The organism is Amycolatopsis sp. YIM 10, from assembly GCF_009429145.1.
Lineage (GTDB): Bacteria > Actinomycetota > Actinomycetes > Mycobacteriales > Pseudonocardiaceae > Amycolatopsis.
Window position 1 is genome coordinate 10,242,735 of the sequence record NZ_CP045480.1, and the last position, 11,792, is coordinate 10,254,526.

General features: G+C 72.3%; 11 protein-coding genes. 7 read left to right on the forward strand and 4 right to left on the reverse strand.

The window, feature by feature from the left end; genetic code table 11:
• Nucleotides 1-44: 44 nt before the first annotated feature.
• A complete protein-coding gene (locus tag YIM_RS47840; protein WP_153036628.1) occupies nucleotides 45-1,001 on the reverse strand; it encodes a hypothetical protein in 957 nt (318 codons plus the stop codon).
• Nucleotides 1,002-1,326: 325 nt separating this feature from the next.
• Between YIM_RS47840 and YIM_RS47845 the strand changes: the two genes are divergently transcribed.
• The 5 genes from YIM_RS47845 (at nucleotide 1,327) to YIM_RS47865 (ending at nucleotide 5,728) form a co-directional block, all read left to right on the forward strand.
• The gene (locus tag YIM_RS47845) at nucleotides 1,327-2,478 is read left to right on the forward strand and encodes an AI-2E family transporter (protein WP_153037738.1); all 1,152 of its coding nucleotides are present in this window, start codon (nucleotides 1,327-1,329) and stop codon (nucleotides 2,476-2,478) included.
• Nucleotides 2,475-3,617, forward strand: a complete 1,143-nt coding sequence (gene macS, locus YIM_RS47850; protein ID WP_153036629.1) for a MacS family sensor histidine kinase — start codon at nucleotides 2,475-2,477, stop codon at nucleotides 3,615-3,617. Before YIM_RS47845 ends, macS begins: the two co-directional genes overlap by 4 nt.
• Nucleotides 3,614-4,264, forward strand: a complete 651-nt coding sequence (locus YIM_RS47855; protein WP_153036630.1) for a response regulator transcription factor — start codon at nucleotides 3,614-3,616, stop codon at nucleotides 4,262-4,264. Before macS ends, YIM_RS47855 begins: the two co-directional genes overlap by 4 nt.
• Nucleotides 4,265-4,412: 148 nt before the next feature.
• Nucleotides 4,413-5,117 carry a DUF1707 domain-containing protein gene (locus tag YIM_RS47860; protein ID WP_153037739.1) on the forward strand — a complete coding sequence of 235 codons (705 nt, stop codon included), beginning with the start codon at nucleotides 4,413-4,415 and terminating at the stop codon, nucleotides 5,115-5,117.
• Entirely contained in the window at nucleotides 5,114-5,728 is a 615-nt protein-coding gene (locus YIM_RS47865; RefSeq protein WP_228004465.1) for a DUF1707 domain-containing protein, read from the forward strand. The genes YIM_RS47860 and YIM_RS47865 overlap by 4 nt, the downstream gene beginning before the upstream one ends.
• Here YIM_RS47865 and ptsP read toward each other — a convergent pair.
• Genes ptsP through YIM_RS47880 form a run of 3 tightly spaced genes read right to left on the reverse strand, consistent with a single transcriptional unit; the run spans nucleotide 5,712 to nucleotide 9,098 of the window.
• Nucleotides 5,712-7,358 (reverse strand): phosphoenolpyruvate--protein phosphotransferase, encoded by a 1,647-nt coding sequence (gene ptsP / locus YIM_RS47870; protein WP_153036631.1) that lies wholly within the window; start codon nucleotides 7,356-7,358, stop codon nucleotides 5,712-5,714. The two genes, YIM_RS47865 and ptsP, sit on opposite strands and share 17 nt — an antisense overlap.
• A 3-nt stretch (nucleotides 7,359-7,361) precedes the next feature.
• Complete coding sequence (locus YIM_RS47875; protein ID WP_228004466.1) at nucleotides 7,362-8,186, reverse strand: hypothetical protein; 825 nt, start codon at nucleotides 8,184-8,186, stop codon at nucleotides 7,362-7,364.
• A gap of 36 nt (nucleotides 8,187-8,222) precedes the next feature.
• Nucleotides 8,223-9,098: a ribokinase gene (locus YIM_RS47880; RefSeq protein ID WP_153036632.1), complete on the reverse strand. Its 876-nt coding sequence runs from the start codon at nucleotides 9,096-9,098 to the stop codon at nucleotides 8,223-8,225.
• A gap of 98 nt (nucleotides 9,099-9,196) precedes the next feature.
• Between YIM_RS47880 and YIM_RS47890 the strand changes: the two genes are divergently transcribed.
• Both YIM_RS47890 and YIM_RS47895 read left to right on the forward strand, forming a co-directional pair.
• A complete protein-coding gene (locus YIM_RS47890; protein WP_194239988.1) occupies nucleotides 9,197-11,131 on the forward strand; it encodes a DUF2339 domain-containing protein in 1,935 nt (644 codons plus the stop codon).
• Nucleotides 11,132-11,441: 310 nt separating this feature from the next.
• Complete coding sequence (locus tag YIM_RS47895) at nucleotides 11,442-11,726, forward strand: hypothetical protein (protein WP_153036635.1); 285 nt, start codon at nucleotides 11,442-11,444, stop codon at nucleotides 11,724-11,726.
• Nucleotides 11,727-11,792: the final 66 nt, after the last annotated feature.

An 11,792-nucleotide genomic window follows, 5' to 3' on the forward strand; every position in this document is an offset into this window, starting at 1 on the left:
GGTGACCGGCGGGGGACGCGAACCGTCCTTACCCCGCGCGGTGATCAGTCAGGCGTGACACCGGGCTGCGCGCCCGGCTCCACCATGAGGTGACGGACACCGGACCGGACGGAGCCGATCGGAGCGGTGTCGAAAGCGGCGGCCGAGCCGGCGGGAACGCCGATCAGCAGACCGTCGAAGTGCCCGCCGGCGGAGTTGCCGCCACCGGGAACGGTGGGCACGGTGAGCGGCGCCAGCGGCGCGCGCAACGGGGAGAACGGGGAAGGCAGCTCGCGGTCTCCCGCGTCGCCTTCGTCGGTGATGCCGCCGCCGGCGCGCGAAGCGTCGAACGCGGCGAGCCAGGAACCGTCGTGCGGCCCGGCCGGAACGCCGACCGTGTGGATGCCGACGGTGCCCGCCTCGGGAACCACCGTCACCGGCTGCTCCGGGACCACCTGGTCGGCGCCGCCGAACGGCAGCCGGGGCAGTTCGGCCAGCGCGTCCTCGCCACGGGGCTGGAGGAAGTCCCAGAACTTCTTGCCGAAGTCCTGCACGCCCTGGTTGGCCGGGGTCAGCGTCTGCTCGATCACCTTCGGCGCGTCCTCGGGCTGGCGCGCGATGTGCTCGAAGGCGCCGAGGGTGCGCTCGACCGGGCGGACCACGGCCTCGCTGGTGAACTGGTCGACCGCGGCGGTGACGTCCTCGCCGACCGCCCGCGAGGAGCCGGTGGACGGGACCTCGGTGGCGCGGGCGGCGGCACCGGCCGTGTCGCCGCTCAGTTCGGAGACACCGCCGGTGAGGTCATCCAGGCCCTGGACGGTGGCGTCGGTGACCGGGGTGAGACCGGCGGTGTCGGTCTCGGGGGCGGCGGGCGCCGTGGGAGCTTCGGCGGCGGAAGCGCCGGTGGCGAAGGCCCAGGCGGCCGCGGTACCGGCGAGCACCCCGCCGGCGACCAGGAGGGCACGCGAAGTCCAGCGACCGGCGCGCTTCGCGCCTCGCTGGTTCGCCGCCACTTCCGCCACCTGGTGTGCTCCTCGGTCTGTGGGTGTTCCGGGCGCCGGTCATCCGAACTCGGATACTCGGTTGGATGCACAGGGTGTGAATTGATCACGTTCTGTCGGCGCGACACCGAGACTGGACCAAGCGACCCCGCGAACGCATCTTCGAACCGCCTTGATGGCCCGATCGTGTGAAAAGCACACGGTGTGGTCAACTCTCACCGAAAGTGATCAATCCCGGCGTTTCCCGCCGTCTGCCTGCTGGCCGGAGCGCACGCCGACTAGGTTGTCGGATGTGCCGGAGCAGGAGAAGAAGCCCGCCCACGTCCCCGCGCCCGACTACCCCGGACTGCCGGTCGAACTCGACGTGACCACCGTCGTTCCCCGGGGTCTGCGGATCGGGGCCGCGCTCGCCTGGCGGTTCCTCGTGGTGATCGCCGCGCTGTACGTCATCGTCTGGCTGGTCGGTTACCTGTCGGTGGTGGTCATCCCGCTGTCCATCGCGCTGCTGCTGGCCGCGTTGATGGCGCCGGGTGTCGGCTGGCTGGTCAAGGCCGGGCTGCCGAGGGGACTGGCCGCGGGCATCGTGCTGATCGGCGGGCTCGGCCTGCTCGGCGGGCTGCTCACCTTCGTGGTCGCGCAGTTCACCAGCGGCCTGCCCGCACTGCAGCAGCAGCTCACCGAGAGCCTGGACCAGATCCAGGACTGGCTGGTCAACGGCCCGCTGCACCTGCGCCAGACGCAGATCCAGGACTTCATCAACCAGGCCGTCGACTTCCTCAAGAAGAACCAGGCCACCATCACCGACAGCGCGCTGACCACCGCGGGCACCGTCGGCGAGGTGCTCACCGGGTTCGTGCTGACGCTGTTCATCCTGATCTTCTTCCTGGCCGGCGGTGAGCAGATCTGGACCTTCCTCACCCGCGGTGTGCCGCGCCAGGTGCGCAACCGCGTGGACGTGGCGGGCCGCCGCGGCTTCGCCTCGCTGGTCAGCTACGTGCGCGCGACCGCGGCGGTGGCCGTGGTGGACGCGGTCGGCATCGGCATCGGGCTGTGGATCCTCGGGGTGCCGCTGGTGATCCCGCTGGCCACGCTGGTGTTCCTCGGCGCGTTCGTGCCGATCATCGGCGCGGTGCTGACCGGGGCGGTGGCGGTGCTGGTGGCGCTGGTGACCAACGGTTTTGTCACCGCGCTGATCGTGCTCGGCGTGGTGATCCTGGTGATGCAGCTGGAAAGCCACATCCTGCAGCCGCTGCTGCTGGGCCGGGCGGTCAAGCTGCACCCGCTGGCCGTGGTGCTGGCGATCACCGCGGGCCTGGTCGCCGCCGGGATCGCCGGTGCGCTGCTCGCGGTGCCGTTGCTGGCGGTGCTCAACTCCGGCATCAAGTCGCTGCTGCACGAACGGGATCCCGATCCGGCAGCCGTGGACGTGCTGGAGGACCAGAGCGCCGAGCCGAACACCAAGGCGCCTGACGACGACGGCGCCGAACCGGCCAAGTGACCGCCCGCTTCGGCCCGACCACCCGCGACCTCGCCTCGCCGCTGTGGTGGGGCGCGATCGGGCTGCGCGTGCTGACCTGGGTGTTCGCCGCGGGCATCGGGGTGGTGCACCAGGACGAGTACCGCCGCGCCTGGCTCGCCTGGACGGTGCTCGGCGTGATGGCGATCTGGACCGTGCTGACCAGCCTGGTCTACGCGCGCGAGGCACTGCGCTGGCGGTGGCGCTGGCTGGTGGTCGCCGATGTCGGGCTCACCGCCTGCCTGGTGCTGACCTCACCGTGGATCCTGTCCGACGCGCAGCTCGCCGCGGCCGATCCGCTGATCACCACCGTCTGGGCGGCCGTGCCGCCGCTGGTCGCCGGTGCCCGGTTCGGCGCGGTCGGCGGGCTGGCCGGTGGGCTGGTGATCGCGTTGTGCACCGGGGCCGCCCGCGCGGAGTTCACCGTCGACGTGGCCCGTGACGGGGTGTTGCTGCTGGCCAGCGGCCTGCTGATCGGGATGACCGCGAGCACCGCGCGGCGTTCCGGTTCGGCGCTGGCCCAGGCGTTGCGCACCGAAGCGGCCACCGCGGAGCGGGAACGGCTGGCGCGGTCGATCCACGACAGCGTGCTGCAGGTGCTCGCGCGCGTCCGCAAGCGCGGCGCCGAACTGGGCGGGGAGGCGGCCGAACTCGCGGAACTGGCCGGTGAGCAGGAGATCGCCCTGCGCGCACTGGTCACCACCGAGCCGACGCGGCCCACGGACGAGACCGCCGACCTGCGCGCGGCGTTGCAGCTGCTCGGCACGTCGACCGTGCACATCTCCGGCCCGGCCGGTCCGGTTTCGCTGCCCGCGCACGTCACCACCGAGCTGGCCGACGCCGTGCGCGAAGCGCTGGCCAACGTCGCGAAGCACGCCGAAGGCGCCCAGGCGTGGGTGCTGCTGGAAGACCTCGGTGACGAGGTGGTCGTGTCCGTGCGCGACGACGGTCCCGGCATTCCCGCCGGACGGCTGGAACGGGCGCGGGCCGAGGGACGTCTAGGGGTGGCCAAGTCCATCCAGGACCGGGTCACCGGCCTGGGTGGCACGATCAGCCTGGACACCGCGCCCGGAGCGGGCACGGAATGGGAGATCCGCGTGCCGAAGGGAGCCTCGGGATGAGCGCGATTTCGGTGATGGTGGTCGACGACCACCCGATCTGGCGTGACGGTGTGGCCAGGGACCTCGGCGAGCACGGGTTCGAGGTGCTGGCCACCGCCCCCGACGGCGACGCGGCCATCCGGATCGCCAAGACCGTGCGCCCGGACGTGGTGCTGATGGACATGAACCTCGGCGAGACCTCCGGCGTGGACGCGACCAGGGCGATCACCGGCGCGCTGCCGGAGACCAGGGTGCTCGTGCTGTCCGCGAGCGGTGAGCACGAGGACGTGCTGGAAGCGGTGAAGGCGGGCGCCTCCGGATACCTGGTGAAGTCGGCTTCGTCGGCCGAGCTGGCCGAAGCCGTGCGCCGGACCGCGGCGGGCGACCCGGTGTTCACCGCCGGACTCGCGGGCCTGGTGCTCGGGGAGTACCGGCGGATGGCGGACGCGCCGCCCACCATCGGCGAACCACCGCGGCTGACCGAGCGCGAGACCGACGTGCTGCGGCAGGTCGCGAAAGGACTGACCGCGCGGCAGATCGCCGAGAAGCTGGTGATCTCGCACCGCACGGTGGAGAACCACGTGCAGTCGACGCTGCGGAAGCTCCAGCTGCACAACCGGGTCGAGCTGGCCAGGTACGCCATCGAGCACGGGCTGGACTCGGACTAGAAGTCGGGGAAATTCCCCGATCCGCTGCTCACACCCCGGTTCTAGCATGGAACGCATGGGTGAGCCGCAGACCGATCAGCTACCGGTACCGGCCGGATCGACCGGCGAAAACGGCACTGAGGCGGAGCAGAAGACCACCACCACCGAGATGAACACGGTGCCCGAGGAGTCGGAGGCGGCCGCGGCAGCGCCGGAGGCGGCGTCACCACCGGCGCCGAAGGAGTTCAGCGCGCGCGACCTGCGGGTGTCCGACGCCGAACGCGAGCACGTGGTCGGGGTGCTGCAGAAGGCGATCGGCCGGGGAATGCTCGATCTGGACGAGTTCACCGAGCGCACCGACAAGGCACTGGCCTCCCGAACCCGCGGTGAGCTGAACTCCGTGCTCGCGGACCTGCCGGGCCTGGTGCACCGGGACGCCGCTCCGGTCTTGGCCACCGGAGCGGCCCCGGCGCCCGCACCCCAGTACGCGCCGGCGCCCCAGTACGCGCCGCCTTCCGGCACGCCGCTGGAACTGCGCGCGCACGGCTCGAACCTCAAGCGCAGCGGGCAATGGCAGGTGCCGTCGCACCTGCGCGTGCGCAACAAGTACGCGAGCACCAAGCTCGACTTCACCGAAGCGGTGCTCACCTCACCGGTGGTCTACATCGAGCTGGACACCAAGTGGGGCGGCGTCGAGCTGGTCGTGCCCGAGGAGGCCGGTGTGGACCTGAACGCCATCACCGAGGTCAAGTGGGGTTCGGTGGAGGACAAGCGCAAGCGGCAGCCCGCGTCCGGCTCGCCGACCATCATCGTGACCGGGCGGGTGCACGGTGGCCCGCTCGTCGTGCGCAACGGCCGCCGTTCCCGCTGGTGAGTGACCGGGAGCTGCGTGTATCCGACGCCGAACGGGACCACGTCGCGGCGTTGCTGCAGAAGGCCGTCGGACAGGGCCTGCTCGATCTGGAGGAGTTCACCGCGCGCACCGACCTGGCGCTGGCCGCCCGCACCCGCGGTGAGCTGAACCGGGTGCTCACCGATCTGCCCGGCCTGGTGCACCACGGGGTCAACGGCACCGTGCCCGCGCGGCGCGACCGGCTGGTGCTCCGGACGTTGATGGGCGGCACGCGGCGGACCGGGCACTGGCGCGTCCCGCACGAAATCCTGGTGCAGAACCAGATGGGCTCGACCGAACTGGACTTCACCGAGGCCGAATTCAGCCAGGCCGAGGTGCGGATCGAGCTGAGCGTGGCGGCCGGTTCGGTGGAACTGCTGCTGCCCGCCACCGCCTCACTGTCCACATCGGACGTGAAGATCCGGGCGGGCACGCTGACCGACCGGACCGAGTTCGACCGCGCGGCCGGAAAACCGCGGTTCGTGCTGTCCGGTTCGGTCTTCGCGGGGTCCGTGGAGATCCGGACCCCGCGCTACTACCGGTTCGGGCGGGTCCAGGTCCGCCTGCCCTGGCGGGTCACCTGGGGCTCGTGACCGCGCTGACCGCTTGACGGGCCGCCGCCGGATCGGCCGCGGCGAGCGCGGCGTCCGCCACGGCCTCGCACTCCGCACGGGTGACCGCGGCCAGGCTCGCGCCGACCGCGCGCACCGCCGCCGCGTTCATCGACAGGCTGGTCAGACCGAGTCCGGTGAGGACCCGCGCGAGCTGCGGATCGGCCGCGGCCTCGCCGCAGACCCCGGCGGGCTTGCCGGTTGCCGCGGCCGCCTCGCCGATCAGCGCGATCAGCCGAAGCAGCGCGGGCTGCCACGGGTCGTTGAGCGCGGCGACCGCACCGAGCTGGCGGTCGGCGGCGAAGGTGTACTGGGCGAGGTCGTTCGTGCCGATCGAAACGAAGTCGACGGCGTCGAGGATCTCGCGGGCGGCCAGCGCGGCAGCGGGGATCTCGATCATCACCCCTGCCCTGGTGATGCCCGCCGCGTGCACCCGCTCGGCGAACCAGGCGGCTTCAGCGGCGGTGGCCACCATCGGCGCCATCACCGACACCTCGGCACCCGAGTCCTGTGCGGCCAGCGCGATGGCTTCCAGCTGGCGGTCGAGGATCTCCGGGCGGTCGAAGGCGATCCGCAGCCCGCGCACGCCGAGCGCCGGATTCGGCTCGGTGTCGGGGGAGAGGAAGGCGAGCGGCTTGTCGGCACCGGCGTCGAGCGTGCGGACGATGACCGGCTTGTCCTTGAACGGCGAGAGCACCGCGGCGTAGGCGGCGCGCTGCGCTTCGACCGTCGGTTCGGTGCTGGCGTCGAGATAGCAGAACTCGGTGCGGAAGAGGCCGACTCCCTCGGCACCCGCATCCGCCGCGGACTGCGCGTCGGCCGCGGAACCCACGTTGCCGAGCACCTTGACGCGGTGGCCGTCGGCGGTGACGCCGGTGCCGTCCCACTCGGCGGGCCCGTTCGTGGTCGCCGCCAGAACCGGCGCACTCGCGTCGACCGGTTCGACCTCGCCGGTGTCGCCGTCGACGAGCAGCGCTTCGGCCTCGACCGCGAGCAGCCCGCGAACGGCGACCACGGCGGGAATGCCGAGCGCGCGGGCGAGGATCGCGGTGTGGCTGGTGGGGCCACCCTCTTCGGTGACGAGCGCGAGCACCTTCGCCGGATCGAGCCCGGCGGTGTCGGCGGGGGCGAGGTCGCGGGCGACCAGCACGCTCGGCCCGGTCAGCTCGGGCACGCCGGGCGGCGCGAGGCCGAGCAGCTCGGCGACGATGCGATCGCGGATGTCATGGATGTCGCGTACGCGCTCGGCCAGGTAACCGCCGGCCGCGGCGAGCATCTCGGCGAAGCCCTCGGCGGCCTGGTGCACCGCGCGGGCCGCGGGCAGGCGCTCGTTCTTGACCAGCGCTTCGGCCTGGCTGACCAGCGTCGGGTCGGCGGCCATCGCGGCGGTGGTCTGCAGGATCGTGGCGGCTTCCCCGGTGGCCGTCTCGGCCTGCTTCTCCAGGCGGGCGGCGACCAGCTGGGCGGCGGGCTCGACGCGCGCGGCCTCGGCGGCGGGATCCGGCGGGGCCGGGGTGCTCGGTGGTGCCCCGAGCGGCTCGGCCACCCGTACCACCGGACCGCTCGCGCGGCCGGGACTGACCGCGACCCCAGACAGCTTCGTCGACGACATGGTCTAGACCATACCGTGCCACGGCGGACCAGTGTAGTCCCCGATGGAGTCCCCGATCAGCCGTCGCCGGATGTTCGCCACCACGGTTTCGTCGAAGCATTGCGCGCCAAGGGTTTCCCGCTCGCGCAAGGCCCGGAGGTAGGCGCGGACGTCGTACGGCTCGATGCCGCGCAACGCGAGCCCGGCGACCACCGGGCTGACCTCGCGCTCCCACCAGGTCTCCGCGAGGCGCACCCGATCGTGCAGGCGGTGGCGGAAACCCCAGGACTCGGCGGCGTCGGCCAGCCGGAACCAGTCGGCCGGGTGGTCGAGCCAGAGGCCCCAGCGCACGTCGTCGGGGAGTGGGACGCGCTCGAGGAACACGCGCTCGGCGGCCTTGACCGGCAGATCCGCCACGGTCAGGCAGCGGGTGGCGCAGGAAATGGTGCAGATCTTGCGGACGCGCGCGCTGAGGTCGGTCACCCCGCGGGCCCTGGCGAGCGCGACGCGGTGGTGCCCGTCCTCGACGAAGTACATCTGCCCGAGGCGCACGAGCCGGACCGGTTCGGTGGTGGTGATGTCGGCGAGGCGGTCCCAGCGGTCGCGAAGGGCGCGGTTGCGGGGTCGGAACTGGCGGTCGAAGTCACCTTTGCGCGCGATCGTGCCGACGATGTCGGCGACCGGGACGTCCTGCTGCCCGAGATCGACCTCGCCCTGGTGGCCGAGTGCCGCGAGCGTGTCGTCGAGCGGCATCAGCTCCAGCTCGCCGGGCCGTCGCGCCGCGACCACCGCCGCCAGCCGGGCCACGTACCCCTGGCGCCACGCCGCGTCGAAGCTCTCCGACCCCATGTCTGAGGGAACGCGGCACTGGTGGGCCGCATTCCGTCAGTCGAGTTCGCCCGCGCGGGGGTAGGAGGGTTGCGCGCCGGGACGGGTCACCGAGATGGCAGCGACCTTCACTGCCAGTCGGGCAGCGTCCGGCAAGTTGGCACCGTCTGCTAGCGAGGCAGCGAGTGCCCCGGTGAAGGCGTCCCCGGCACCGGTGGTGTCCACCGCTTCGACCTTCGGCGATGCCACCTCGACAACCTCGTCCGCGGTGATCACCAGCGCGCCTTCCGCGCCCCGGGTGAGCACGGCGGAGTGCGGACCCAGCTCCAACAGCCCGCGCGGGTCGGCTTGGGTGCCTTCGGTACCCAGCAGCCAGGCGGCTTCGTGCTCGTTGACCAGCAGCACGTCGACCGCCTTGAGGGTGCGCGGGCTGACCTTCGCCACCGGCGACAGGTTCAGCAGCACCCGCACCCCGGCCTCCGCCGCGGCGATCACCGCGTGCTCGACCGTCGGCAACGGGATCTCCATCGACACGGCCAGCACCCGCGCGCCGTCGAAGGCGCCGTCCAGCGCGGAGGGCTCCAGCGCGCTGTTCGCGCCCGGGGAGACCAGGATGGAGTTCTCACCGTCCGGCGTCACCACGATGTAGGCGGCGCCGGTCGGCCGGTCCACGGTTCGCACCAGGTCCACGCTCACTCCGGCTTCGCGCAGGGAGTTGAGCAGGAGCCTGCCGTTCGCGTCGTCGCCGACCGCGCCGACCATCGCCACGTCGGCCCCGATCAGCGACGCGGCGACCGCGGTGTTGGCCCCCTTGCCCCCGGGCAGCAGCACGGTGTCACCACCGAGCACGGTCTCGCCCGCGCCGGGCCGTCGATCGGCGGAAACCACCAGGTCGGCGTTGATCGACCCGGCGACGAGTACTTCAGCGGTCATGCCCCCAAGCCTGCCAGCACGGCCCTTCACCCAATCGTCATGGTGGTTTGAGTAGAGCTACGGATCCCCGTGGCGGCGCCACGCCCGACCCTGGACGCATGGGCACTCCAAGCGCCACCGACCCCCTGCCGCGTATCGCCGACGCGCTCGGCGAGATCGCCGTCCGGCTCACCTCACTCGGCGAGGAATTGCGCGGACTGCCATCGGCCGCGCACAGCACGCCGCCGCCAGTCGAAGCGCCTGCGTCGTCTGTGTCGTCTACGTCGCCTGACGCGCCTGCGTCGGCCGCCACGCCTGCGTCGGCCGCCACGCCCGAGGCACCGGAGCAAGCCGTACCGGCACCGGAGCAGGCGCCGCGACCAGCGCCGATGCCACCACCGGTCATGCCACCGCCCGCCATGCCGCCGTTCCCGATGCCGCGCTGGCAACCCCAGCCCCAGCCGCCGAAGGTGACGCTGGCCGACAAGCTGGCCAAGGACGGCGCCGGGAGCAAGGTGCTCGCCTGGATCGGGGGCGCGGTCACCCTGCTCGGCGTGGTGTTGCTGCTGGTGCTCGCCATCCAGCGCGGCTGGGTCGGCCCGGTGCCGCGCGTGCTGCTCGGCGCGGCGCTCGGCGGCACGCTGGCCGGGCTCGGTGTCTGGCTGCACCGCAACCCGGCCGCGCGCACCGGCGCGTTCGCGCTCGCCGCGACCGGCGTCGCCGTGCTCTACGCCGACATCGTCGCGGCCACGGCCTTCCTCGAACTGGTGCCGTCCTGGGCCGGGCTGCTGCTCGGACTGGTCGTCGCCGTCGGTGGGCTGGCGCTGGCCGGGTACTGGAAGGCGCACGGGCTCGCGGTGTTCGTGCTGCTCGGTTGCGCGGTCTGCGCGCCGGTGCTCACCTCCGGGCTCACCGTGTCGCTGATGACCTTCCTGCTGATCCTGGCCGTCGCCGCGGCGCCGATCCAGTTGACCCGTGAGTGGCCCGGCGTGGTGCTGGCGGCCGGGCTGCCACCGGTCGCGGGCAGTGCGCTGACCGTCTCGTTCGCCGCCGGCGCGTGGTTCGAGACCGGACCCGAAATCGGTGTCGCCGTGCTCGCGGTGCTCACCTCCCTGCTCGTGCTCGCCACGGCCACCGCGACGACCGCACTGCACCGCGCCGACGTCACGCCGATCGGACTGCTCGCGGTCGCGCCGCTCCCGACGATGCTCCTGCCCTTCCTGCTGGACCGTCCGCTCGCGGCGGCCTTCACCGGTGGCCTCACCGCGGTGCTGGCCGGGCTCTGGATCGGTGGCCGCAAGCGTTTGCCTTCAGGCGTTTCGATGACCGCGGGAGTCCTGGCGTCGCTGCTCGCCTTCGAGACAACGGCGGTCGCGCTCTCCGGTGAGACGCAGGTGATAGTGGTGCTCGCCGAGGCGATCGCGCTGGCCGCCGTCGCGATCCGGCTGAAGAGCAAGGGCATGGTCGCGGCCGGTGCCGCGTTCGGCGTGGCCGGGCTGCTGACCGCGATGGCCACTGTCGCGACGCCGGTCCTCTTGCTGCTCCCGTTGCGCACCGGTCCCGCGACCGACGGGCTGATCACCGCGGCCGTGGTCTCACCGCTCATCGCGCTCGCCGCGGTGCTGGTGGCCGTGGCGGCTTTCCACACCGGAGCGGCCAAGTCGGCGGCGCCGCTGGTCAACATCTTCGCCGGGATGGCGGTGCTCTACGGCGCGGCCGGCACCGTGCTCTACCCGGTGCGGCTGCTGGTCGACGGGCAACTCGGCTTCCTGATCGGCCACGCGCTGATCACCGTCTCCTGGACGGTCGCCGCGCTCGTCCTGCTGCTGCGCGGCATCCGGCGGAAGGCGTTCCGGATCACCGGACTGGTGCTGGTCGCCGCCGCGCTGGCGAAACTGGTGCTGTTCGACCTGTCCTCGCTCGACGGCATAGCGCGCGTCGGTGCCTTCCTCGGCGCGGGATTGGTGCTGCTCGCGGCCGGTACGCGGTACGCCAGGCTGGTCAGCGCGACCCGTTCAGCCCAAGACACCGCCTCCGGATCTATGCGAATGTGAAGGACTTTGTAACTTATCCGCTCCCGAATGCGACAATCAGGCGAGTGCTAGCCGAGCGTCACCCGTTCGGAGTGATTTCCCCACCCGGACGTCACTTCCCGGTGGGGCTCAGCTCTACAGACACGCCACCGCGTTCGCGCGGGGGCGTTGCCCGACCAGCGGCTTCGGCCGGCGGAACGGCATCGGGTCGCCGGCACCGATCACGTAGCCCCCCGAGTGATCGGTGCCGGCGGCGCCCCGGGTTTTCCCCACCCCGGTCCGGGGGTTCACCAGGTACCCGCAGGTCAGCCGCGTACCTAGCGTTGTTCCCATGACCGCCGCCGCGAAAGCCCGCAGTCCGTTCAAGCTCCTGCTCGCCGGGGTGTGCACCGTGGTCCAGGTGCTGCTGCTCGGCCTGGCCGCCTACCTCATCGTGCGGGTGGTCACCTACGGCGTGTTCTGGGATTCCACCGCCGACCAGAGCGGTACCTGGGGCGGGCCGTCCCTGCCCGGCGCGTGGGTGGTGCACGCGCTGATCGGACTGCCCGGCGCCGCGGTGTCGGCCTGGCTCGCCAACCGGCTCAACCGCGCGGCCATCCGCCTGCGCCGCGCGTGAGCGAGGGTCGACGGCACGCCCACCTCCTAGACTGCCCGCGACCGAGTGAACCGAACTCCAGCGGGG